Genomic DNA, 23,366 nt, shown 5'->3' on the forward strand with positions numbered 1-23,366 from the left:
CGTTGGCACGGCGTCGTCGCCGATGTTTTCGCTATAATACCCATTGACGACGATCTGTCTATTGTAGATAAAAGACAGAACTGACGATAACAATCATGGAGAAATCGGTGTCTGCGCCGTCCACCATCCTGCTCGCACCGGAGGACAACGTCGTCGTGGCGACATTGGCGATTGCCGCCGGTGATGCCTTGCCGAACGGCGCTCGCGCAGCAGTAAAGGTCGATGCCGGCCACAAGATTGCGATCCGTCCCATTCGCGCCGGCGAACCGGTCGTCAAATACGCCCAGGCGATCGGACGGGCGACCGCCGACATCGCGCCGGGCGACCATGTGCATTCCCACAATCTTGCCTTCGACCGGGATCGTCTGGCGATCGGGCCACAAGGGACGCCGGAGGTGGCAAGCGATACCGACAAGGCACGCACCTTCAAGGGCTATCGCCGCGCAGATGGCCGGGCTGCGACGCGAAACTATATCGGTGTCGTCGCCAGCGTTAACTGTTCCACCACGGTCTGCCGTGCCATCGCCGAGGAGGCGAACCGCCGCATCCTGCCCAAATACGAAGGCATCGACGGCTTCGTGCCGATCGTGCACGATCAGGGCTGCGGCATGTCGTCGACCGGCGACGGAATGGCCAATCTGCACCGCACGCTTGCCGGCTACGCCCGCCATGCCAATTTCGGCGGCGTGCTGATGGTGGGCCTCGGCTGCGAGGTCAATCAGCTGACGCTCTATGGCCAGAGCGGCGCCGGCGCGGAGAAACGTCATTTCAACATTCAGGAGGCCGGCGGCTCGCGCCGCTCCGTGGAAAAGGCACTCGGCATTCTCGAAGAAATCGCGGCCGAAATCGGAAAAGAGCGCCGTATTGCCATTCCGGTCAGCGAGATCATCGTCGGCTTGCAATGTGGCGGGTCGGACGGGCTTTCGGGCATCACCGCCAATCCGGCGCTTGGCGCCGCCGTCGATATCCTTGCTGCAGCCGGCGGCACGGCGATCCTCTCGGAGACCTCTGAGATCTATGGTGCCGAGCACCTGCTACGCAGCCGGGCGGTGAATGAGGCCGTAGCGGTGAAACTCGACGGCCTGATTGCCTGGTGGGAGAACTATGTGGCGATGCATGGCGCATCGCTCGACAACAATCCTTCGCCGGGCAACAAACGCGGTGGACTAACCACCATTCTTGAAAAATCACTCGGTGCTGTCGCCAAGGGTGGCCGGTCGCCGCTGAACGCAGTCTATCGGTATGCCGAACGGGTCACCGAGCACGGGCTCGTCTTCATGGATACGCCCGGCTACGATCCGGTATCTGCCACCGGCCAGGTTGCCGGCGGTGCCAACGTCATTGCCTTTACCACCGGCCGCGGCAGCTGTTTCGGCTGTAGGCCGGCGCCGTCGATCAAGCTTACCAGCAACACGGCGCTGTTTCGGGCGATGGAAGAGGACATGGACATCGATTGCGGGGTGATCGCTTCGGGGGAGGTGAGCATTGCCGGGCTTGGCCGGGAGATCTTCGACCTGATCGTCGAGACCGCCTCTGGCCGCAAGACCAAGAGCGAGCTTTTCGGCTACGGCGACAACGAGTTCGTGCCCTGGCATCTGGGGGCGACGCTCTAGACATGTGGCGACTGGCATCCTTGGAGGAGGAGAACAGGGAATGCAGACGAGACGGATCGGTCGAACCGGACTATCGGTGACCGAGTACAGCTTCGGCGCCGCCGGTCTCGGCGGGCTCTACCGGGAGTGCACCCGCGACGCTGCCATGGCGACGCTGGACGCGGCCTGGCAGTCGGGTATGCGCTACTTTGATGTGGCGCCTTTTTACGGCCTCGGGCTTGGAGAACGCCGGGTCGGCGACTTCCTGCGCGAAAAGCCGCGCGACGAATTCGTGCTCTCCACCAAGGTCGGCCGGCTCCTCCATCCGGTGCCGGAAGACAAGGTGCCAGACTATTCCTATGTGAAGCCGCTCAATTTCGATGTCAGATACGACTACAGCTATGACGGCATCATGCGCTCCGTCGAGTTCAGCTACGCCCGGCTCGGACTCAGCCGCATCGACATCCTCTATGTCCACGACATCGGCGGCTACACCCACGGTGCCGCCCGCAATGCCGTCTATATCAGGCAGTTGCTGGACGGCGGCCTCAAGGCGCTGGAGGAGCTGAAATCCTCAGGAGCGATCGTCGCCTATGGTCTCGGTGTGAACGAGGTACCGGTCTGCCTGGAGGTCATGCGGCGGGCCGATATCGACTGCATCCTGCTTGCCGGCCGCTATACACTGCTCGACCGCTCGGCCGTCGCCGAACTGTTGCCGCTCTGTGAAAAGAAGCAGACCTCGCTTGTCGTCGGCGGGGTCTTCAACTCGGGCATTCTGGCAACGGGCCCGGTCGAGGGGGCGCATTTCGATTACATGCCGGCAACGGAAGATATCCGGCAAAAGGTCGGTGCCATGGAGGTGGTCGCGCGCGGTATGAACGTGCCGCTTGCCGCGCCAGCCATGCAGTTTCCGCTGAGCCATCCCAAGGTCGCCTCCGTGCTGGTCGGCACCGCCAAGCCGGAGAGTCTGAGGCGCAACATGGCGCTCACCGAACACCGGTTTTCCGCGGCCGATTTCGCGGCTTTTGAACCGTTCACGCTGGTCGCGCCGGAGCTCGGCGACGAGGCTGTTCGCGTTTAGCGGGCGGGGGCCGCGTTTCGGTCTGAAATGCTGTTCCGGCAGCTTGCCAAGCCGGAATTGTCGTATTAGCATTCCAATATGTTTTTTATCGATAAAAGGTCGATAGCTAGCACCTGCGATCGATCTCCAAGAAATGGAACACGGTGCACTGAGAGGAGAAACCTGGGATGAGCATTCTGAAAAGCAGCCTTACCCGTCGCGCCTTCACCGCTTTGGCCGGTGCCGCGATGATCGCCGGCATGTCGCCGGCCGCGTCCTTTGCGCAGGACGTGACGATCCCGATCATCGTCAAGGACACCACGTCCTTCTACTGGCAAATCGTGCTTGCTGGTGCCCGCGCCGCCGGCAAGGATCTGGGTGTCAATGTACCTGAACTCGGCGCCCAGTCCGAGTCCGACATCAACGGCCAGATCAGCATTCTCGAAAACGCGGTTGCCGGCGCGCCGGCTGCCGTCGTGATCTCGCCGACGGAGTTCAAGGCACTCGGCAAGCCGATCGATGAGGCGGCCAAGGCCGTCCCGATCATCGGTATCGACTCCGGCGCCGACTCCAAGGCATTCTCCTCGTTCCTGACCACCGACAACGTCCAGGGCGGCCGTATTGCCGCCGACGGTCTTGCGGCCGCCGTGAAGGAAATGAGCGGCAAGGAAGAGGGCGAAATCGCCATCATTACCAGCCTTCCGGGTGTCGGCTCGCTCGACCAGCGCCGTGAAGGCTTCCTCGATCAGGTCAAGACCAAGTACCCGGGCTTCAAGGTCGTCGTCGACAAATACGCCGACGGGCAGGCGACCACCGGCCTCAACATCATGACCGACCTGATCACCGCCAATCCGAACCTTGTCGGTGTGTTCGCGTCGAACCTGATCATGGCGCAGGGCGTCGGTCAGGCGATCGCCGAAAACAAACTCGGCGACAAGATCAAGGTGATCGGCTTCGACAGCGACGACAAGACCGTCGGCTTCCTCAAGGAAGGGGTTCTGGCGGGTCTCGTCGTTCAGGATCCCTACCGGATGGGCTATGATGGCGTGAAGACGGCACTGGCCGTCTCCAAGGGCGAAAAAGTCGAGGCGAATGTCGACACCGGTGCCAATCTGGTGACCAAAGCCAATATGGCCGAACCGAAGATCGACGCTCTCTTGAACCCTAAGGTCAAGTGACGACGGCCGCGGCGGGCCCATTGCCCGCCCCACCCGCTTGCGACCGGGAACGAGGACCGGTCGCAAGCGATCTCTGCGATGGGAGGAATGCGCAGATGACCGAGTTGCAAGAGGCGCGCGACACCAGGACCCAGGGCCTGCAGGTGGCGACGCGTCATCCGGTTCCCAAAGGGGAGCCGATTCTGGAACTGCGCGCTTTGCAGAAGAAATATGGCGCCGTCGAAGCGCTGAAGCCTGCCTCGCTGACGTTCTTATCCGGCGAGATCCACGCCATCGTGGGCGAGAACGGCGCCGGCAAATCGACGCTGATCAAACTTCTGACCGGTGTCATCAAGCGCACGTCAGGCGAAATCTTCTGGTGCGGCAAACCCGTTCAGCTCGGCACGCCACATGAGGCGATCGAGCGCGGCATCAACGCCGTGCACCAGGAGGTCGTACTCTGTGCGCAGCTGTCTGTGGCGGCCAACATGTTCCTCGGCGACGAGATCAATCGTAACGGCCTGATGCGCAAGCGCGCCATGACCGATGCGGCGCAGCGCGTGCTCGACGATCTCGGCTTCAATCTGCCGGCCGGCGCGGTGCTCGGCAGTCTCACCATTGGCCAGCAGCAGCTCGTCGCCACGGCGCGCGCCGCCATGCGTGGCACGCAGTTCCTGATCTTCGATGAGCCGACCGCCTATCTCACCCGACAGGAATCGGCGCAGCTCTTCCGGCTGATCCAGAGGCTTCAGGCCGAAGGCGTGACCATCGTCTATATCAGCCACCGAATGGAGGAGGTCTTCGAGATTGCCGACCGCGTCTCGGTGCTGCGCGACGGCACCCATGTCGGCACTCGCAAGATCGGGGAGACGAACGAGGCGGAGCTGATCGCGTTGATGATTAACCGCACCATCGAGCAGATCTATCACAAGGAGCATTTTCCGCCCGGCGAGGTCATCGTCGAAACGCGGAACTTGAGTGGGCCCGGTTTTCAGGATGTATCGCTGACCGTTCGCGCCGGCGAGATCGTCGGCCTTTATGGGCTGATCGGAGCGGGGCGCAGCGAGTTTGCGCTCGGCCTCTATGGTCGGCATCGTCCAAGCGCCGGCGAGGTCTATTGGAAGGGGCGCAAGGTCGAGATCGCCAGCGAGCGTGTCGCCATGAATCTCGGCATCGCGCTCGCGCCGGAAAGCCGCCGCGATCAGGGCCTGTGCCTCAATCTGCCGATCGGCCTCAACATCAATCTGCCGGTGTTCAACCGGCTGACGCGTGGCCTGACGATCAACGGCCAGCAGGAGCGGGAGAATGCCGACCGGCAGATCCGCGACCTGAAGATCAAGACGCCGTCGCGACGAGTCCTGACGTCGGCCATGTCCGGCGGCAACCAGCAGAAGATCGTTATCGGCAAGTGGCTGAGCCATGGCGCCAAGCTCTTCATCTTCGACGAGCCGACCGTCGGCGTCGATGTGGGCACCAAGGCCGAGATCTACCGCCTGTTCGCACGGCTTCTGGAGAACGGGGCAGGCATCATCCTGATCTCGTCCTATCTGCCTGAAGTCTACGAGCTTGCGGACAGGTTGCACGTGTTCCGGCGCGGCCGGCTGGTTGCTAGCCACGACTATCGCGCCGCGAGCCACGAGGAAGTGCTGACGCAGGCGATCGGTGTTTGAACACATAAAAAGAAATCTGAGGGACGCAGGGAGGAAGACGATGAGTGCGGAAACGGTGGAAAGCGGCGCCAGCGCGGCGCCACGCAAGGGCGTGAGCATTCTGTTCGGCCTCACCCTCCTGGGGCTGCTTCTGTTCCTCTGGCTACTGCTGGGCCTTGCCACCAACAGTTTTTGGACGCCAAACAACATCAGCAACCTGTTGCGCCAGGGGGCGATGACGGCCATCCTCGCGGTTGGCCAAACCTTCGTCATCATCACCGCCGGCATCGATCTTTCGGTGGGGGCCGTGGTCGGCTTCACCAGCGTCATCGTCGCCTGGCTGCTTGCGGCTGGCGTGCCGCTCTGGGCCGCCATCATCCTCACGCTCGCCTTCGGGGTGCTGATCGGCGCCTTCCATGCCTTCGGCATCGTGCGCATGGGTCTGCCGCCCTTCATCATAACACTTGCGACCCTGACATCGCTGCGCGGGATCGGCCTGCTGATCACCAACGGTTCGACGATCTCGATTACCAATGAAGCCTTCACCAACTTCTCTCGCGCGGATTTCCTCGGTGTGCCGAGCCTGTTCTGGATGGTGATCGTGGTGGCGATCCCGGCCTATGTCTTCCTGCACTTGAGCCGCTTCGGCCGTTATCTCTTCGCGGTCGGCTCCAACAGCGAGGCGGCGCGCCTCTCCGGCGTCAACGTGCACCGCACCATCTATCTCGCCTATATCCTGTCATCGACCTGCGCCGCCTTCGTCGGCCTGCTGCTCGCCTCGCGCATCGGCATCGGCAACGCGACGCAAGCCGAGGGATGGGAACTGCAGGCGATCGCCTCGTCGGTCATCGGCGGCACCAGTCTGTTCGGGGCCGTCGGCTCGGTTCATGGGCCGCTGCTCGGCGCTTTCATCCTCGCGACGATCAACAACGGTGCCAATCTTCTCAACGTCAACTCGTTCTGGCAGCGCATCATCACCGGCGCGCTGATCATCGTCATCGTCTATTTCGACCAACTCCGGCGCCGCAGCGCCCGCTAGGCGCTGCCGCCGAACATTCCGTGAGAACTGCCATGAAAGCCGTGCTCTGCCTCGAACCCGGCCGCCTGGAGGTCGTCGACCGCCTACCGGCTGAAGACGTACCTGACGGGTGGGTGCGTCTATCCGTCAACCATGTCGGCATCTGCGGCACCGACTACCATATCTTCGCCGGCAAACATCCGTTCCTCGAATACCCGAGGGTCATGGGTCACGAGATCTCGGCAACGGTCATTTCCGGTGGCCGCGGCACAGAGATCGCGCCTGGTACGCCTGTCGTGGTCAACCCTTATCTCAGCTGCGGCAACTGCGTTGCCTGTCGCCAGGGCAAACAGAACTGCTGCACCGCCATCAAGGTTCTCGGCGTACATACGGATGGCGCCTTCTGCGAAGAGATCATCGTGCCGGAGGGTAATCTTTATCCGGCGCATGGTCTGTCTGCCGAAGCTGCGGCAACGGTCGAGTTCCTGGCGATCGGTGCCCATGCGGTGCGCCGAGCATCCGCGGATGCGGGTTCACGGGCGCTGGTCATCGGCGCAGGGCCGATTGGCCTCGGCACTGCGATCTTCTCGCGCATTGCCGGCCATCAAGTGACGCTTGTCGATACCAGCGACGAACGGCTGGATTTTGCTGCCGAGAAGCTCGGCTTTGCCAATGGCATCGTCGCGGGAACCGATATGGGGTCACGCATAGCCGAAGCGACAGGAGGGGATGGTTTCGACGTGGTCTTCGATGCCACGGGGTATAGTGGCTCGATGCAGGCCGCCTTCGCCTATGTTGCCCATGGCGGCACGCTGGTCTTCGTCAGCGTTGTCAAGGACGAGATACACTTCTCCGATCCGGAGTTTCACAAGCGGGAGATGACCTTGGTCGGCAGCCGCAATGCGACCCGCCAGGACTTTGATCATGTCGTCGCATCGATTGCTTCCGGCCTCGTGCCGGTCGAGGCGCTGATCACCCACCGCACGACGCTGGATGGCGCGGTCGCCGATCTGCCGCGATGGGCGGAAGAAAAGTCGGGTCTGGTCAAGGCAATCGTCAAGGTGGCAGCGGCATGAGCGATGGCGGCTTTGCTGCATCGCCGCAGAGGCCGCACCGGACATTCGCTCTTCGGAGTCGCCATTTTTTCCCTGAAAATGCCCGGCATCGGTTCTCAACGCACGAAAATTGCGGAAAACCGCCAGTTTCGGACAAGCTCGTTTGCAAATCGTCAGGAATCCAGATTCATTCTGGCCTGAGGCCTTGTATCGAGGCGAGACGGGTATATTTGTTGCACTGCACAAGAAAAGTGGTAGTCTGGCAGAGATTGCGGACACCAAGACAAACAATCGCAAGCTTGCGTCCGACCGGGAGCGGCGTTGTCGTCGATTGAACCAAGGGGTACGCTTCCCATGTTCTACCAGCTCTATGAATTGAACCATGCAATGATGGCGCCGTGGCGTACGGCCGCCGATGCCATGCGGCTTGCCTTCAGCAATCCGATGAACCCCATCTCGCACACCTATTTCGGCCGTGCCGCTGCCGCCGGGCTCGAAGTGTTCGAGCGCTCCACCCGCCGCTATGGCAAACCGGAGTTCGGACTTCCCGCGACAGAGGTCGACGGCATGTCCGTCTCCGTCTACGAGCGCATCGTCTGGCGCTCACCCTTCTGCAACCTCATCCATTTCGAGCGCGCCTTGCCCAAGGGGCGTGCCGCCGATCCGAAGGTTCTGGTCGTGGCGCCGATGTCCGGCCACTACGCGACGCTGCTGCGCGGCACCGTGGAAGCCCTGCTGCCGCATTCCGACATCTACATCACGGACTGGATCGACGCCCGCATGGTGCCGCTCAGCGAAGGCACTTTCGATCTCGACGATTACATCGACTACGTCATCCAGATGCTGCACTTCCTGGGCCCGAACACCCATGTGATCGGCGTCTGTCAGCCGGCAGTGCCTGTGCTCGCCGCCGTCGCCCTGATGGAAGCGGCGGACGATCCGCTGTCGCCGGCGACGATGACGCTGATGGGCGGACCGATCGACACCCGCATCAATCCGACGGGCGTCAATCAGCTTGCCGAACAGCGGCCGATCGAATGGTTCCGCGACAACGTCATCATGCCGGTGCCGTGGCCGCAGCCGGGCTTCATGCGCATGGTCTATCCGGGCTTCCTGCAGCTCTCTGGCTTCATGTCGATGAACCTCGACCGGCACCTGATCGCCCACAAAGAGTTCTTCGCGCATCTGGTGAAGAACGATGGTGACGCCGCCGAGAAGCACCGGGACTTCTATGACGAGTATCTGGCCGTCATGGACCTGACGGCCGAATTCTACCTGCAGACCGTGCAGGTGGTCTTCATGCAGCACGCGCTGCCGAAGGGCGAGATGATGCATCGCGGCAAGCGCGTCGATACGACGGCGATCAAGAAGGTCGCGCTGCTGACCGTCGAAGGCGAGAACGACGACATTTCCGGCGTTGGCCAGACGAAGGCGGCGCAGACGATCTGCACCAACATCCCTGATCACATGCGCATGCACTACATGCAGCCGGATGTCGGCCACTACGGCGTCTTCAACGGATCGCGCTTCCGCCGCGAAATCGCGCCGCGCATCGTCGCTTTCCACCGCGAGCACTCGCGGCACGTGAAGCCGGTGAAGCAGCTCATCAAGGGCGGCAAGTTGGCCTAACCTCGCGATCGGGGCCGTTTTGACCGCGTAGAGTCAAGGGTTTGTTCGAATCCGGGGGAGGGCGTCTTGCACAGCCAAGGGCGCCTTCCCACATCGTTTTCATCGGGCCGCATGGGTGGCCCGGATGATTGCGAGGAATCCTGAAGATGAACCAATCTGCAATGATCCGTCCGGATTGGACGCCCGCGACCATCGCCCTGATGGTGCTCGGCTTCGTGGTCTTCTGGCCACTGGGTCTGGCCATGCTCGCCTACATCCTGTTCGGCGAAAAGCTGAAGACTTTCAAGAAAGACGCCAACGACACGGTGGATGGCATGTGCTCTGCATTCAAGCGCAATGGACGCCGTTCCAACTGGACGCATCGCACCGGCAACGTCGCCTTCGACGACTGGCGTGAAGCCGAGCTTGCCCGCCTCGACGAGGAACGCCGCAAGCTCGACGCGATGCGCGAAGAGTTCGACACCTATGTGCGCGAGCTTCGCCGCGCCAAGGACCAGGAAGAGTTCGACCGCTTCATGCGCGACCGCAAGAACGGCGGCTCCGGCCCGGTGGTCGAAGCTCACTAATCCGAAGACAACGCTTCCGGCGTTTCACATGAAACGCCGGATTATCCATTGCGCGCCTTTCGACGCTGTAGGCGAAGCCCCAGCGAATCGGTTAGAAAGCCTGCATGTTCCCTTCTTTCAAGCGGCGCATTCAACCTGCTCCACCCGCCATGACGCGGCAGATCGACGTTGCCGGCAAGTCCCTGCCGCTGACGATCAAGCAGAACGCGCGCGCGACCCGCATGACACTGCGCATCGAGCCCGGCGGCCGGGCGCTAAAGATGACGATCCCCCAAGGCTTGCCGGAGCGTGAGGTCAACGCCTTTCTCAACCGCCATCAGGGCTGGCTGATGACGAAGCTCGCGCGTTTCTCCGGCGAAAGCCAAATCGAGGAGGGCGGCTCCATCTTGATCCGAGGCATCTCCCACCGGATCGAGCGGACCGGCAATATCCGCGGTCTGACGGAAGCGGTCTTGATCGATGACGAACCGGTGCTGCGCGTCAGCGGCGGCGAGGAGCACCTGAATCGGCGCATCGTCGATTTCCTCAAGAAGGAAGCCCGTCAGGATCTTGATCGGCTGGTGGCAATCTATACCGGCCGCATCGGCCGACGGGCGAAGTCGCTGTCGCTGAAGGACACCCGCAGCCGCTGGGGATCCTGTTCGGCCGATGGGGCGCTGAGCTTCTCCTGGCGCATCGTCATGGCGCCGCCGAAGGTCATCGCCTATCTTGCAGCGCACGAGGTCGCACATTTGCAGGAGATGAACCACGGCCCCGATTTTTGGACGCTGTGCGGGAGGCTGTGCCCGGATACGGAGGATGCCAAGCGCTGGCTCCGCCGCAACGGCACGATGCTTCACGCGATCGACTTCGACTGAACCAGGCGGAGAGCGATGGCGCGTTACGCGCGGTAACGCAGAGCGTCGCGGATCTTCTCGTCGGTCTTGTATTGGCTGAGCGCATAGACCGACCAGATCGCTGCCGGAACCCAACCGATTAGGGTGAGCTGCAGGATCAGGCAGACGAGGCCGGCAAAGGGACGGCCGATGGTGAAAAACTGCAGCCAGGGCAGGATTAGCGCGAGCAACAGGCGCATCAGTCTCTCCATTGTGGTAAAATGCATATGGTGAAAGCTCGCCTGTCGCGCAAGGGGCGCAACGGCCGTCGGGCCATCGTTGCAGGGGGCGCTGGCTGGGCCTTGCGCGTCGGTTTTTGGCTCGACTCGCGCGACATTTCATGCAAGGTCGCTTCTCATGAAAACCGAAGTGAAGATATGCGGGCTGAAGACCGCGGAAGCGGTTGAGCGTGCTGTCGCGCTCGGTGCATCCCATACCGGCTTCATCTTTTTTCCAAAGAGTCCCAGGAACATCGAGCCTGACGATGCCGGCCGTCTGGCAGACCGCATTCGCGGCCAGGCGAAGATCGTCGCGGTCACGGTCAATGCCGACAATGACGAACTCGACGAGATCGTTTCGGCGCTCAACCCGGATATCCTGCAGCTCCACGGCAGTGAAGATCCGGAACGGTTGCTGACGGTCAAGGCGATGTACGGGCTTCCTATCATGAAGGCCCTTTCGGTGCGCGATGCATCGGACCTCGAAAGGATCGCCCCCTACATCGGCATTGCCGATCGCTTCCTCTTTGATGCCAAGCCGCCTCAAGGTTCCGATTTGCCCGGCGGTAACGGCGTTTCCTTTGACTGGAAGCTGCTCGACGCGCTTGACGGAAGCGTCGATTACATGCTTTCCGGTGGTCTCAACGCCAGTAACATTGGCGAGGCCATGGTGCAGACCCGCGCCCGCGCCATCGATATCTCCTCCGGCGTCGAGAGCGCGCCGGGCGTCAAGGATCTGAAGCTCATGGAATCGTTTTTCAATGCCGTTCGCCAGGCGGAGGCGGGCATGCCACGGTCAGGGAGCAGGACGTGAACCAGGCGCCAAAGTTGAATTCTTTCCGGGGCGGTCCCGACGAGGACGGCCGTTTCGGCATTTTTGGCGGTCGCTTCGTGGCCGAGACATTGATGCCCCTGATCCTCGACCTGCAGGCCGAGTGGAACAAGGCAAAGGACGATCCGGCCTTCAAGGCGGAACTGGCGCATCTCGGCGCTCACTATATCGGCCGGCCGAGCCCGCTTTATTTCGCCGAGCGGCTGACGGCTGAGCTCGGCGGCGCCAAGATCTATTTCAAGCGCGAAGAGCTGAACCACACCGGTTCGCACAAGATCAACAACTGCATCGGCCAGATCCTGCTGGCTAAGCGCATGGGCAAGACGCGCATCATCGCCGAAACCGGTGCCGGCCAGCATGGCGTTGCTTCGGCGACAGTCGCGGCCCGCTTCGGCCTGCCTTGCGTCGTCTACATGGGCGCGACCGACGTCGAGCGCCAGGCGCCGAACGTTTTCCGCATGAAGCTGCTCGGTGCCGAGGTCAAGCCGGTAACCGCCGGCAGCGGCACGCTCAAGGACGCGATGAACGAGGCCCTGCGTGACTGGGTCACCAATGTCGACAACACTTACTATCTGATCGGTACGGCCGCCGGCCCGCATCCCTATCCGGAAATGGTCCGCGATTTCCAGGCGGTCATCGGCCAGGAAGCCAAGGAACAGATGCTCGCCGCCGAAGGCCGGCTGCCGGATCTCGTCGTTGCTGCCGTCGGCGGTGGCTCCAACGCGATCGGCATCTTCCATCCGTTCCTTGATGATGAAAGCGTCAAGATCGTCGGCGTCGAAGCCGGCGGCAAGGGCATCGAGGGCGACGAGCATTGCGCGTCGATCACCGCCGGTTCGCCCGGCGTGCTGCATGGCAACCGCACCTATCTGCTGCAGGACGGCGACGGCCAGATCAAGGAAGGCCACTCGATTTCTGCCGGCCTCGACTACCCCGGCATCGGCCCGGAACATGCCTGGCTGAACGATGTCGGCCGCGTCGAATACGTGCCGATCATGGACCACGAAGCGCTCGAGGCGTTCCAGACGCTGACCCGCCTCGAAGGCATTATCCCGGCGCTCGAGCCGTCGCATGCGCTTGCCGAGGTCATCAAGCGTGCGCCGAAAATGGGCAAGGACGAGATCATCCTGATGAACCTCTCCGGTCGCGGCGACAAGGACATCTTCACCGTCGGCAAGTTACTGGGAATGGGGCTGTAAGATCATGACCGCACGCATGGACAAGAGATTTGCCGATGTGGCGGCCGAGGGACGGCCGGTCCTCGTCACCTATTTCATGGCCGGTGATCCGGATTTCGAGACGTCGCTCTCGATCATGAAGGCGTTGCCGAAGGCCGGCGCCGACGTCATCGAACTCGGCATGCCCTTCTCTGACCCGATGGCCGATGGCCCGGCCATCCAGCTTGCCGGTCAACGCGCGCTGAAGGGCTGCCAGACGCTTGCCAAGACGCTCGAGATCGCCCGCCGCTTCCGCGAGGACGACCAGCGCACGCCGATCGTGCTGATGGGCTACTACAATCCGATCTATATCTACGGCGTCGACCGCTTCCTGACGGATGCGCTCGCCGCCGGCATCGACGGCCTGATCGTCGTCGATCTGCCGCCGGAGATGGATGATGAACTCTGCATCCCGGCGCTTGCGAAGGGCATCAGCTTCATTCGCCTGGCGACGCCGACCACGGACGACCGTCGCCTGCCGAAGGTGCTCGAAAACACCTCCGGTTTCGTCTATTACGTATCGATGAACGGCATCACAGGTTCGGCTCTGCCCGATCCGTCGTTGATTGCCGGCGCAGTCGGCCGTATCAAGGCGCACACCAACCTGCCGGTTTGCGTCGGTTTCGGCGTCAAGACGGCGGAGCATGCAAGGGCCATCGGAGCATCCGCCGATGGCGTGGTCGTCGGTACGGCGATCGTCAACCAGATCGCGTCGAGCCTGACCGAAGAGGGCAAGGCGACGGACGCGACGGTTCCGGGTGTTGAAGCGCTGGTCAGAGGGCTCTCGGCAGGCGTGCGGTCCGCACGCCTCGCAGCAGCCGAATAATTGCCTATATTAGCGCGCACAACCCGAAGGAAATCTTCAGGAGTTACTAAGTGAACTGGATCACAAACTACGTTCGGCCGAAGATCAACTCGATGCTGGGCCGCCGGGAAGTTCCGGAAAATCTCTGGATCAAGTGCCCGGAAACCGGCGAGATGGTGTTCCACCGCGATCTCGAAGAAAACAAGTGGGTCATCCCGCAGTCCGGCTTCCACATGAAGATGCCGGCCAAGGCTCGGCTGAAGGACCTGTTCGACGGCGGCATCTATGAAGCGTTTCCGCAGCCGAAGGTTGCTCAGGACCCGCTGAAGTTCCGCGATTCCAAGAAGTACTCCGACCGTCTGCGCGACAGCCGCGTGAAGACCGAGCTCGAAGACACGATCGTCGCCGGTCTCGGCCGCGTTCAGGGCGTCAAGCTCGTCGCCGTCGTGCACGAGTTCAACTTCATTGGCGGTTCGCTCGGCATGGCTGCCGGCGAGGCGATTATCAAGGCCTTCGAAAGAGCGATCGCCGAGAAGTGCCCGCTGGTCATTTTCCCGGCATCGGGCGGCGCCCGCATGCAGGAAGGCATCCTGTCGCTGATGCAGCTGCCGCGCACCACGGTTGCCGTCAACCTGCTGAAGGAAGCCGGTCTTCCCTATATCGTCGTGCTCACCAACCCGACGACCGGTGGCGTCACCGCATCCTATGCGATGCTTGGCGATATCCATATGGCCGAGCCTGGCGCCGAAATCGGCTTTGCCGGCAAGCGCGTGATCGAGCAGACGCTGCGCGAGAAGCTGCCGGAAGGTTTCCAGACGTCTGAATACCTGCTGGAGCACGGCATGGTCGACATGGTCGTCAAACGCCATGATCTGCCGTCGACGCTTGCCCGGGTCCTGAAGATCCTGATGAAGAAGCCGGCAGAAGCCTCGAAGCTCAACGGCGGCACGCAGCCGGCTGCCTTGCCGGTCGCGGCAAGCGCTTAAAGGCTATTGCGGGAAAAGCGTAAACCGGTTTTCCCGCAGTTGTGCAGAACAAGAATGAAACATCTCCGCCAGACCGGAGATGTTTGGCAGTCAAGCTTGTCGGGTCGGGGTGAGAGATGACAGCGGTGGAAGCCAGCGAAGCGGGCTATGAGATCGAAAAACTCCTTGCCCTCCACCCCAAGGGGTTTGATCTGTCGCTGGACAGGATCACCCGGCTGCTCGCCGCGCTCGGCAATCCGCAGGACCGCCTGCCACCGGTGATCCATGTCGCCGGCACCAATGGCAAGGGTTCGGCAACCGCGTTTTCGCGGGCGATCCTGGAAGCGGCCGGTCTCAGCGTTCACGTCCACACGTCGCCGCATCTCGTCAATTGGCACGAGCGTTACCGCCTCGGCGTCAAGGGCGGCAAGGGACGGCTCGTCAGCGACCCCGTTCTGGCCGATGCGGTGCGTCGCGTCGCCGAAGCCAATGGCGGCGAGAAGATCACCGTCTTCGAAATCCTGACCGCCGTCACCTTCCTTCTCTTTGCCGAGCACCCGGCCGATGTCGCGATCATCGAGGTTGGCCTCGGCGGCCGCTTCGACGCGACCAATGTCATTGCTCGACCGGCCGTATCCGTCATCATGCCGATCTCGCTCGATCACCAGGCCTATCTCGGCGACCGGGTGGAACTGATCGCCGCGGAAAAAGCCGGTATCCTGAAGCGCGGCTGCTCCGTCGTGATCGGTCAGCAGGAAGAAGAGGCTGCGCGCGATGTGCTGATCTCGACGGCCGAGCGGCTCGGTTGCCCGATGTTCGTCTATGGCCAGGACTTCATGGCGCATGAGGAATTCGGCCGCCTTGTCTATCAGGACGAAAGCGGTCTCGCCGACCTGCCGCTGCCGAAGCTGCCGGGACGGCACCAATACGCCAATGCCGCCGCGGCCGTTCGCGCGGTGCGGGCTGCGGGCTTCGACGTTTCGGAGGCGGCGATCGAGAAGGGGCTTGCCGGCGTCGAGTGGCCCGGGCGCCTGCAGCGCCTGACCAGCGGCAAACTTACGCGTTACGGCCCGGCCGATGCGGAAATCTGGGTCGACGGCGGCCATAATCCGGGTGCCGGCCAGGTGATCGCCGAAGCGATGGCGACCTTCGAAGAACGCGAATCGCGCCCCCTGTTCCTGATCATTGGCATGATCAACACGAAGGATCCGGTCGGCTATTTCCGGGCGTTTGTGGATCTTGCCGAACAGGTCTTCACCGTTCCGATCCGTGGTTCCGATGCAGGTCTTGATCCGGTGGCGCTTGCAAGCGACGCGGCTGCTATCGGATTTGAGGCTTCGGCTGTCTCTTCCGTCGCCGAAGCGTTGACGATCGTTGCCAATCTGGTCGATGAGGATCCGGCGCCGCCGCGCATCCTGATCGGCGGCTCGCTCTATCTGGTGGGCGACGTTCTCGCCGACAACGGTACGCCGCCGAAGTGATCCGGAGGTGGCGCCGCCATCCCGATAGCAGCCAAGTTCAAGACAAGAAAAAAGCCCGGCATGCCGGGCTTTCTGCTGCGGTAGTCAGCGAAGGTCTCAGGCGACCGCCGTGGAGATCCACGAGGAAAGGGCCGTCTTCGGCGCAGCGCCAACCTTGATGTCGGCCACTTCGCCGGCCTTGAACATGGCGAGCGTCGGGATCGAGCGAACGCCGTACTGGGCAGCCAGTTCCGGGTTTTCGTCGATGTTGAGCTTGACGACCTTGACCTTGCCGGCGAGCTCGTTCGAGATTTCCTCGAGGCTCGGCGCGATCATCTTGCACGGGCCGCACCATTCAGCCCAGAAATCGACAACCACCGGCTCGGCGGAGTTCAGCACTTCCTGCTGAAAATTGGACGTATCGACCTTTACAGTAGCCATAGGCTGCTCCTTGCGTTCGGAATGGCAGTATCCAGATGTTGTGTCTCATGTGAGATGGCACCGCTGGATTTTCAATATCCGGTATCTCACTTTGTCGCGAGGTCTTCAAGGCTCCTGTCGAGCGCCTGATCCGTAACCACGTGGATTGCCGGTCCTTCGGTGAAGATCAGCACGCATCGGAATGCGTGCCCGGGATAGAGCGGCCGCAACAGCTCGCGATAGATCGCAAGCTGTGCCCTGTAGGCGAAGGGTATGTCACCCTGCGAAGCCGGCACCTGCCGGTTCGTCTTGAAATCGGCAATGGTCACGATCCCGTCGCTGACGGCGAGCCGGTCGATGCGGCCGGAGACCGCGTGCTCGCGCGTGCCGAGGGTCAGTGTGCCCATGACCGAGACTTCGGCGCGGCTGCCGACCGAGAAGAGCGCCTGAAGATCGGGATGGTCGAGCACATTCTCGACAGCGTCAATCAGCGCGGCGCGCTGCGCGGGCGCCCAGCGGGGCACCGAACGCACGAGATAGCGCTCGGCCGCGGCGCGGCGATCATTGCCCGCAATGGAGGGCAGGACCTGCAGCAGGCGGTGCAGGATGGCACCGCGCAACATCGAGAGATTTGCCGGTGCCTTCTCAGAAAACAGGGCGGATCCGACAAGCCCATCGCCGTCGTCCTCGTCGATGGCGATACCGACGCCGGAGGGGCTGAGCGGCCGCGGCAGCCGCTTTTGCGGTGGCAGCGGCGTCGAAAGCGCCTTCGGCAGGCCGGAGGCCGGGCGGTTGGCGTCCGGCGTGGGCGCTTCCTTGGAGGGAAGGTCGCGCTCGAGCTGCTTCTCGCGCCAGGCATGGCCGGACCATTCCTCGCCGCCGGCGTGAAAGGTCTTCGGATGGCCGCGGCCATTTTCGTCCCCGGCAAGGCTCGCCTGAACCATGGCATGCCATGTTTCGGCGACGGCCCGCTGTCCGCGATAGCCACAGACGATCAGGCGGTCAGCGGCGCGGGTCATGCCGACATAGAGCAGGCGTCGATACTCTTCCTCGGCAAGCGTCTTCAGACGATCGCTGTCGGCGGTCACGAGCGTATTCGATTCCGAGCCCGGTGCGCGCCACACCGGCAACGACAGGACGGCGCCATCCCTTTGAGCGAGCTCGAGGAAGCGAAGGGAAGGGACATGCTGGTTGCTGAACGGCGCACCGCCGCCGTCGACGAGGAAGACGACCGGCGCTTCGAGACCCTTGGCGGCGTGCACCGTCATGATCCGGACTTCGTCGCGTTCCTTGTCCTGCTCGCGCTTGACCGTCGGCGCTTCCATTTCGAGCGTCGAAACGAAGGCCTGCAGACCGGGGAGGCCGCTTCTTTCCTGATCGAGGGCGAAGGTGAGGAACTCGTCAAGAATGTCGCTGACCTCGGTGCCGAGCCGCGCCAGGAAGGCCGCCCGGCCGCCATGAACGCCAAGGATGCGGGCATAAAAATCGTGCGGTGCAAGCGCGTTCGCGAGCGCCACATAGCTTTTCAGCGCCCTTGCTGCCTGGTGGAACAGGATGCCCTCGGCCGCCTCGGCCTGGAGCCTCTGCCAGAGGCTTTCGCCTTCCTTGCGCCGCGCCGCGAGCTCGAACAGCGCGTCTTCGCCGAGATTGAACAGCGGGCTTTTCAGCAGCGCGGCGAGTGACAGGTCGTCCTGCGGCAAGAGGACGAAGCGCCCGAGCGCGAGCAGGTCCTGAACGGCAATATGCTTGGTGAGCACCAGCCGGTCGGCGCCGGCGACCGGAATGTTGTTGCGGCGCTTGAGCGCCCGGGTCAGCGCATTGACGAAGGCGTCGCGCTTACGGACCAGCACGATCACGTCGCCCGGACGCATCGGTCGGCGAATACCCTTCTCGACGATCGTTTCCTTGCCGATCCAGCTCTCCAAGACGCCGGCGATCCGGCGTGCGAGGATATTGACCGGTGCGCTCTCAGGCGTTGCGTCGAAGGCTGCGGTCCATTCTTCGTCCGTATCGATCGGTTCGGCGGCAATCACGTCCCAGATATCGACGGCGCCGGGATGGCCGATACGGTTCGAAGCATGAACGACGGGCTCGTTGCGGGCGCTGAGGCCGCGTGCATGCGCCGGATTGGCGAAGACCGTATCGACGGCCGAAAGCACGTCGACGGTCGAGCGGAAGGAGAGCTGAAGACGGATGGGCTCGAAGGCCTTGCCGCCGTCGCGCACCCGCCGTTCCGTTTCCTGGCTCTCATGCGAGAACCGTTCCGGCCGTGCGCCCTGGAAGGAGTAGATCGACTGTTTCTCGTCACCGACGGCGAACATGGTGCGGTTGGTTCCACGGGCGCTTTCGCCGGAGAAGAAGTCAGCCGCCAGCGCCTGGATGATGGTCCATTGCGCCGGGCTGGTATCCTGAGCCTCGTCGACGAGGATATGGTCGATGCCCTGGTCGAGCTTGTAGTGGACCCAGGCGCTGACATCGCCGCGGGCAAAGAGCGCCGCCGTGCGGTTGATCAGGTCCTCGAAATCGAGCTGGCTGCGTCGCCGCTTGAGCTCCTCGTAGTCGACGTTGAGCCGTTCGGCGAGCGTCAGAGCCGCCAGCGTCGCCTCGAACATCCTAAGAATGCTGATGTGATCGATGCAGGCGACGACATGGCGGTAGGCTTCGTCCACCAGGTCTATGAGATCGGGTGCCGCCTGCTGCATCGCCTTGTTGAGGAAGGCGGATTGTGCCCGGGGTTTTCCGGTGCCGGTGAAGAACAAATGCCTGAGACCGTCATAGCGCGCGTCCAAGTCCGTGAGCTTGGAGACGGTCCGAAGTCCCTCTGCAAATTCCAGAACCTTCGTTCCGCCGACGCTCGTGGCGAGTGAGAAGTAACGTTCCAGGGACGCACCGTTCAGGCCCGCCAACGGCCAGATCGCGGCCATGGCGCTGTCGACGCTTTCGCTCGGCGCCAGCTTCAGGGCGCGGCGCAACTCGGCCTCGGTGCCGCCGAGCGCGTCGGCATGTTCGAAAAAGGTCTGGATCGCGGTGCGGTTCTCGACGATCGCCGCGAGCAGTTTTTCAAGCCCGGTGTCGTCGGCAAGGTCGAGCACGATGGCGAAGGCGCGCGCCAGTTCCGGATCGTCCTTGGCGGCCGTCGCCGTCAGCAGCATGCGGCGCGCATCGGCAAGCAGCACGGCGGCAGCGCGGTCGTCGAGAACCGAAAAATGCCCGGCGACATTGGCTTCCAGTGGAAACTGGTGCAGCAGCGCCTCGCAGAAGGCGTGGATCGTCTGGATTTTGAGGCCGCCGGGCGTCTCGAGCGCCCGGGCGAACAGGCGCCGCGCCTCCTGCAGCTTCAGCAGACCAGGCCGCTCGCCCTCGATTGCCTCGATCCGTTTTTCGAGCGTCGCGTCGTCGAGCGTTACCCATTCGGCCAGCCGTTCGAAGACGCGGTTCGACATTTCGGATGCCGCCGCCTTGGTATAGGTCAGGCAGAGGATCGCCGACGGCCGACAGCCGGCGAGCAGCAGCCGGATCACCCGCTGGGTCAGCACATGTGTCTTGCCGGATCCGGCATTGGCCGAAACCCAGGCAGAACGCTCGGGATCGGAGGCTAGCGATTGCCGATGCGAGGTCCAGTCGAGCCAGGCTTGCGGCGTCGCCTGTTCGGGGCCGAGGCTGTCATCCCTCATCGCCGTCCTCCTCCTCGCTATCGGCCGTCGACCATTCGGCCACGCGTGCCAAATGGTCGTATTCGCCGCCGTGGTCGCGCTCTTTCTGAACAATCACGCGCGATGCAAAGCCATGCTTGCCCGAAAGCAGCGCACTCAGCAGTTTTCTGAGCTCGGTGAGGGATTCGTCCGCGAGCTGGTCGGCGGATTTGGTTTCCTTCGCCTTGCTGCCCTCGTTGTTCACGGTCTCCTGCTTGAAACGCGATCCGGGCTTCAGCCGGACATAGAGCAGCGATTGCGGATGGCTCGGCGGCAGGTCCTTGAAGGCGCCGGCCTTGAGGGCTGCGGCTTCGAGTGCGAGCTGCGGGTCAAGCAGCACACGGGCTTCCTTGACCGATGGGCTGGAGCCGGTCTTGTAGTCGATGATCTCCACGCTGCCGTCGGTCAGCATATCGAGCCGGTCGGCAATGCCCGTCAGCCGCATGTCGGCGACGCCGAGCTCCATCGATGCCGGAGCTTCCGTGCGCGAGCGGCGGATGAAGCGTGCGCGGTCCCGCTCCCATTTGATGAAAGCCAAGCCGACGGCGGCGAAGCGCGGCCGCCAGATCGTGTCGATATGCGTGGGCAGCCGCGCCTCGTCGAAAGCCTCGTTCAGCAGCCGATGCATCGCTTCTTCGGCCGCGGGCGACATGAGGTCGAAGCCGCCGCGAATAAAGCGCTCGACGATCTGGTGATAGAGCGTGCCGCGCTCCGCCGGACCGGGATCGCTGTTGAACGGCAGCAGCGGATGCAGGCGAAGAATGCGCCGGGCGTAGATCGCGTAGGGGTCGCGCCTCAGCCGCGAGACCTCGCTGAAGGAATATTTGCGCGGCTGCAGGTCCACCGGTGGCTTGGGCGCGGGGCGTTCGGCAAGCGGCTGCCGCCCTCCGTCGTCGAGCATCCGGGCCCAGGCCAGATAGTCGGCGCCATTGGCCTGCAAGGCCGCAGTCAGCCGTTCGCCGCCAAGCGCGAGCAGCCGCTGTAGCCAGCGCGAGGCAACGGTGGGTGTTGCGCCCTGGCGCATCGAGCGGGTGAAGATCAGCCGCCGTGTGCCGCAGGCCATCTGGAAGTCATGCGCGAGCTGGCCGATGCGCCGCTCGGGGGGCTCGAGACCGATGCCCGTCTTCATCGTGCGCGACAGGAACGGGTCGTTGGCGGTCTGGCCTGGCCAATTGCCCTCGTTCATGGCGCCGAGCACCACGAGATCCATGCTCTGCAGGCGTGATTCCAGCGCGCCGAAGATGAAGACCCGCGGATGGCGCATGGACCGCGGCTTGACCGCGGCACCTGCAGCAAGCGCCTCCATGACGTCGCACCATTGCGGCCCGTCCGCCGTCATCTGGCCATCGGTTTCGATGATGCCGCGAAGCAGGGTCGCCAGCGTATCGGCCGCCTCGCCGGACCAGAGCCCACCGAGATCGCCGCGCTCGTCGGCCGAGGCCGCTTCCAACGCCTGGCCGGTACGCGTCGCCCAGTCGGCAAAGGTGAATTCGTCCGAGAACACGCGGCTGCCGTCCTTGCTGCGCGTGAGCGCGGAAGCCAGCGGCGCCACCGCGAGGCCGATCTTGATCGCCAGATCGCGTGCTGCCTGAAGCTCCTCGGCGCCGATGCCGGCACGCCATTCCGGCGGGTGGCGATCGACCTTGTGGCCGGCAATCGCCGCATCGAGCAACGGCTCCAGGGCGAGGATATCGACGGTTGCGGTGCTGCCGCGCAGCGCCATGCGTTCGAGCGCGTCGGCGCCCTGGCGCATCTCATCACGCGAAAGCCCGAAGCGCGCCAGCGGGTGCTTGAGCAGCGCAACGAAGGGCACGGGATCGCCGGGGCGCAGGCTTGCCTCCAGAAGCAGACGCATGAAGCTGCCCTGGGGCGTCGAGGACAAAGGCGTGCCGGCGGAATCGTCCGCCTCGATGCCGAAGCGGGCGAGCTCGGCGCCGACCCGCCGCGCGAGATTTCGGTCGGGCGTGATCAACGCCGCCTGGCTATCCTCGCTGCCTTCCAGCGCAAGCCTTAGCGCAACGGCAATCGCCGCCGCCTCCTCGCGTTCGTTGGCGGTTTCGATGAGAGCCGTATCGCCGAAGGCAGCGCGCAGCAATTCGCCGTCGAGTTCGCTGCGCATTTCGGTCCAGGCATCGGTGGCCTTTGCCGGCAAAAGGGCGTGCGAGAGGATCGCCGCGCGGAAATCGACGTCGGTTTGGGCGCCGGCTAGCGCGCCCACATCCGAGCGGATGACGCCCATGCGCTTCAGCAGCCTGTAGAAGCCGTATTGCGGGTGGCTGCGGCTTGCCGGGTCCGGCCTGCCGTCAAAGGCAGCGTCGGCGACGATCATGTCCCATTCGGCATCGCTCATCGTCTGGTCGAGACCAGGCAACACGATCGTGCCGTTCTGAAGCTTCTGCACGGCGGCAATCAGCGCGGCCGTGGCGGGAATGGAACCGGTCGAGCCGGCGATGATGATCGGGCCTTCGATCTTGCCGCCGGCGATGCGCTGCGTTTCGGCCTGAAGGATGGCGTTGCGATGGCGTGCGGGCGAGGATTGCTTGAGTTCCTCGAGCCGTTCCGGCCAGTAGGTTCGGGCGATCTTGAGGAATTCGAGCGTCAGCTGCCACCACAGCGCATGCTCGCCGGCGTCGAGCCGGTCGAGCGCGTCCCAGTCCAGCTCTTCCGTCTCCATCGCATCGATGAGATCGGCAAGATTGCGTGCCAGCCAGATCGCATCGGCAGGACTTGCCGGCGCGATCAGCGGGCTTTCCGCATGGATGTCGAGCACGACCTTTGGTAGCCGGTTGCGCCAGGCGAGAATCAGCCGGCCAAGCTCGATCAGCCGTGCCGTGCCCGGCAGCGGCGGCGCGAGATCGAGGATTGCCGGTACTTCGGCGTCGAAGAAGCCACTGTCATCATCGGTCTCGCCGAGCGCCTTGATGGTGGGCAGGATGGTGGAGCGGCCGCCGAGCAGGTCGACGAATTCGGATCTGAGCACACGGGCCGAACGCCGCGTCGGCACGAAGATCGTGACGCCGGCAAGCGGCAAGGGATCGGCCGGATCGTAGCGGAAGTCCGGAGTCAGGATACCGTCGCAAAGCTTTTCGGCGAGCGTCTTCAGGAAGGGGAGGCCAGGCGGGATCGTGAAGACGTTGGACCGGCGGCCGCGCACGC

The 23,366-nt window shown here is 63.3% G+C and carries 18 protein-coding genes; 14 read left to right on the forward strand and 4 right to left on the reverse strand.

Features of this window, described 5'->3' with window-relative positions:
* The first annotated feature begins 107 nt into the window (after positions 1 to 107).
* The 9 genes from IB265_RS22195 to IB265_RS22235 all read left to right on the forward strand — a co-directional run bounded on the left by IB265_RS22195 (position 108) and on the right by IB265_RS22235 (position 10,583).
* Positions 108 to 1,613 carry a UxaA family hydrolase gene (locus tag IB265_RS22195; protein ID WP_057252125.1) on the forward strand — a complete coding sequence of 502 codons (1,506 nt, stop codon included), beginning with the start codon at positions 108 to 110 and terminating at the stop codon, positions 1,611 to 1,613.
* A 40-nt stretch (positions 1,614 to 1,653) separates the two neighbouring features.
* A complete protein-coding gene (locus tag IB265_RS22200) occupies positions 1,654 to 2,673 on the forward strand; it encodes an aldo/keto reductase (protein ID WP_057252036.1) in 1,020 nt (339 codons plus the stop codon).
* 167 nt (positions 2,674 to 2,840) lie between these two features.
* Positions 2,841 to 3,830 (forward strand): ABC transporter substrate-binding protein, encoded by a 990-nt coding sequence (locus IB265_RS22205; protein WP_057252037.1) that lies wholly within the window; start codon positions 2,841 to 2,843, stop codon positions 3,828 to 3,830.
* Positions 3,831 to 3,925: 95 nt separating this feature from the next.
* A complete protein-coding gene (locus IB265_RS22210) occupies positions 3,926 to 5,479 on the forward strand; it encodes a sugar ABC transporter ATP-binding protein (RefSeq protein ID WP_057252038.1) in 1,554 nt (517 codons plus the stop codon).
* Between the two features lie 40 nt (positions 5,480 to 5,519).
* Positions 5,520 to 6,497, forward strand: a complete 978-nt coding sequence (locus tag IB265_RS22215; RefSeq protein WP_057252039.1) for an ABC transporter permease — start codon at positions 5,520 to 5,522, stop codon at positions 6,495 to 6,497.
* Between the two features lie 32 nt (positions 6,498 to 6,529).
* Positions 6,530 to 7,552 carry a zinc-binding alcohol dehydrogenase family protein gene (locus IB265_RS22220; RefSeq protein ID WP_057252040.1) on the forward strand — a complete coding sequence of 341 codons (1,023 nt, stop codon included), beginning with the start codon at positions 6,530 to 6,532 and terminating at the stop codon, positions 7,550 to 7,552.
* Between the two features lie 333 nt (positions 7,553 to 7,885).
* Complete coding sequence (phaZ, locus tag IB265_RS22225; RefSeq protein WP_057252041.1) at positions 7,886 to 9,160, forward strand: polyhydroxyalkanoate depolymerase; 1,275 nt, start codon at positions 7,886 to 7,888, stop codon at positions 9,158 to 9,160.
* 146 nt (positions 9,161 to 9,306) lie between these two features.
* Entirely contained in the window at positions 9,307 to 9,726 is a 420-nt protein-coding gene (locus IB265_RS22230) for a DUF2852 domain-containing protein (RefSeq protein WP_057252042.1), read from the forward strand.
* 104 nt (positions 9,727 to 9,830) lie between these two features.
* Entirely contained in the window at positions 9,831 to 10,583 is a 753-nt protein-coding gene (locus tag IB265_RS22235) for a M48 family metallopeptidase (RefSeq protein ID WP_057252043.1), read from the forward strand.
* Between the two features lie 23 nt (positions 10,584 to 10,606).
* Here IB265_RS22235 and IB265_RS22240 read toward each other — a convergent pair whose 3' ends face one another.
* Positions 10,607 to 10,801 (reverse strand): YqaE/Pmp3 family membrane protein, encoded by a 195-nt coding sequence (locus tag IB265_RS22240; protein ID WP_058321604.1) that lies wholly within the window; start codon positions 10,799 to 10,801, stop codon positions 10,607 to 10,609.
* A gap of 157 nt (positions 10,802 to 10,958) precedes the next feature.
* On the opposite strand from IB265_RS22240, the gene IB265_RS22245 reads away from it, so the two are divergent.
* The 5 genes from IB265_RS22245 to IB265_RS22265 all read left to right on the forward strand — a co-directional run bounded on the left by IB265_RS22245 (position 10,959) and on the right by IB265_RS22265 (position 16,119).
* Positions 10,959 to 11,633 carry a phosphoribosylanthranilate isomerase gene (locus IB265_RS22245; RefSeq protein WP_057252044.1) on the forward strand — a complete coding sequence of 225 codons (675 nt, stop codon included), beginning with the start codon at positions 10,959 to 10,961 and terminating at the stop codon, positions 11,631 to 11,633.
* Positions 11,630 to 12,850 carry a tryptophan synthase subunit beta gene (gene trpB, locus IB265_RS22250; RefSeq protein ID WP_057252045.1) on the forward strand — a complete coding sequence of 407 codons (1,221 nt, stop codon included), beginning with the start codon at positions 11,630 to 11,632 and terminating at the stop codon, positions 12,848 to 12,850. The genes IB265_RS22245 and trpB overlap by 4 nt, the downstream gene beginning before the upstream one ends.
* A 4-nt stretch (positions 12,851 to 12,854) precedes the next feature.
* A complete protein-coding gene (gene trpA, locus IB265_RS22255; protein ID WP_057252046.1) occupies positions 12,855 to 13,694 on the forward strand; it encodes a tryptophan synthase subunit alpha in 840 nt (279 codons plus the stop codon).
* Between the two features lie 50 nt (positions 13,695 to 13,744).
* Positions 13,745 to 14,659 carry an acetyl-CoA carboxylase, carboxyltransferase subunit beta gene (gene accD / locus IB265_RS22260; protein ID WP_057252047.1) on the forward strand — a complete coding sequence of 305 codons (915 nt, stop codon included), beginning with the start codon at positions 13,745 to 13,747 and terminating at the stop codon, positions 14,657 to 14,659.
* Positions 14,660 to 14,775: 116 nt separating this feature from the next.
* Complete coding sequence (locus tag IB265_RS22265) at positions 14,776 to 16,119, forward strand: folylpolyglutamate synthase/dihydrofolate synthase family protein (protein WP_192495170.1); 1,344 nt, start codon at positions 14,776 to 14,778, stop codon at positions 16,117 to 16,119.
* Between the two features lie 96 nt (positions 16,120 to 16,215).
* Here the strand turns inward: IB265_RS22265 and trxA are convergent, their stop codons facing one another.
* The 3 genes from trxA to addB all read right to left on the reverse strand — a co-directional run bounded on the left by trxA (position 16,216) and on the right by addB (position 23,364).
* Entirely contained in the window at positions 16,216 to 16,539 is a 324-nt protein-coding gene (trxA, locus tag IB265_RS22270) for a thioredoxin (protein WP_057252049.1), read from the reverse strand.
* An 86-nt stretch (positions 16,540 to 16,625) separates the two neighbouring features.
* Positions 16,626 to 20,192: a double-strand break repair helicase AddA gene (addA, locus tag IB265_RS22275; RefSeq protein ID WP_057252050.1), complete on the reverse strand. Its 3,567-nt coding sequence runs from the start codon at positions 20,190 to 20,192 to the stop codon at positions 16,626 to 16,628.
* On the reverse strand, positions 20,182 to 23,364 hold the full coding sequence (gene addB, locus IB265_RS22280) for a double-strand break repair protein AddB (protein ID WP_244495657.1): 3,183 nt from the start codon (positions 23,362 to 23,364) through the stop codon (positions 20,182 to 20,184). Before addB ends, addA begins: the two co-directional genes overlap by 11 nt.
* Between the last annotated feature and the right edge of the window lie 2 nt (positions 23,365 to 23,366).

The organism is Ensifer sp. ENS10, assembly GCF_014852025.1.
In the GTDB taxonomy this organism is placed as follows: domain Bacteria; phylum Pseudomonadota; class Alphaproteobacteria; order Rhizobiales; family Rhizobiaceae; genus Ensifer.

What these genes read in the sequence shown, in the direction of transcription:
- IB265_RS22200 (WP_057252036.1), top strand. Translation starts at nt 1,654, where the DNA reads ATGCAGACGAGACGGATCGGTCGAACCGGACTATCGGTGACCGAGTAC.
- IB265_RS22205 (WP_057252037.1), top strand. Translation starts at nt 2,841, where the DNA reads ATGAGCATTCTGAAAAGCAGCCTTACCCGTCGCGCCTTCACCGCTTTG.
- IB265_RS22210 (WP_057252038.1), top strand. Translation starts at nt 3,926, where the DNA reads ATGACCGAGTTGCAAGAGGCGCGCGACACCAGGACCCAGGGCCTGCAG.
- IB265_RS22215 (WP_057252039.1), top strand. Translation starts at nt 5,520, where the DNA reads ATGAGTGCGGAAACGGTGGAAAGCGGCGCCAGCGCGGCGCCACGCAAG.
- IB265_RS22220 (WP_057252040.1), top strand. Translation starts at nt 6,530, where the DNA reads ATGAAAGCCGTGCTCTGCCTCGAACCCGGCCGCCTGGAGGTCGTCGAC.
- phaZ (WP_057252041.1), top strand. Translation starts at nt 7,886, where the DNA reads ATGTTCTACCAGCTCTATGAATTGAACCATGCAATGATGGCGCCGTGG.
- IB265_RS22230 (WP_057252042.1), top strand. Translation starts at nt 9,307, where the DNA reads ATGAACCAATCTGCAATGATCCGTCCGGATTGGACGCCCGCGACCATC.
- IB265_RS22235 (WP_057252043.1), top strand. Translation starts at nt 9,831, where the DNA reads ATGTTCCCTTCTTTCAAGCGGCGCATTCAACCTGCTCCACCCGCCATG.
- IB265_RS22240 (WP_058321604.1), bottom strand. Translation starts at nt 10,801, where the DNA reads ATGCGCCTGTTGCTCGCGCTAATCCTGCCCTGGCTGCAGTTTTTCACC.
- IB265_RS22245 (WP_057252044.1), top strand. Translation starts at nt 10,959, where the DNA reads ATGAAAACCGAAGTGAAGATATGCGGGCTGAAGACCGCGGAAGCGGTT.
- trpA (WP_057252046.1), top strand. Translation starts at nt 12,855, where the DNA reads ATGACCGCACGCATGGACAAGAGATTTGCCGATGTGGCGGCCGAGGGA.
- IB265_RS22265 (WP_192495170.1), top strand. Translation starts at nt 14,776, where the DNA reads ATGACAGCGGTGGAAGCCAGCGAAGCGGGCTATGAGATCGAAAAACTC.
- trxA (WP_057252049.1), bottom strand. Translation starts at nt 16,539, where the DNA reads ATGGCTACTGTAAAGGTCGATACGTCCAATTTTCAGCAGGAAGTGCTG.
- addA (WP_057252050.1), bottom strand. Translation starts at nt 20,192, where the DNA reads ATGAGGGATGACAGCCTCGGCCCCGAACAGGCGACGCCGCAAGCCTGG.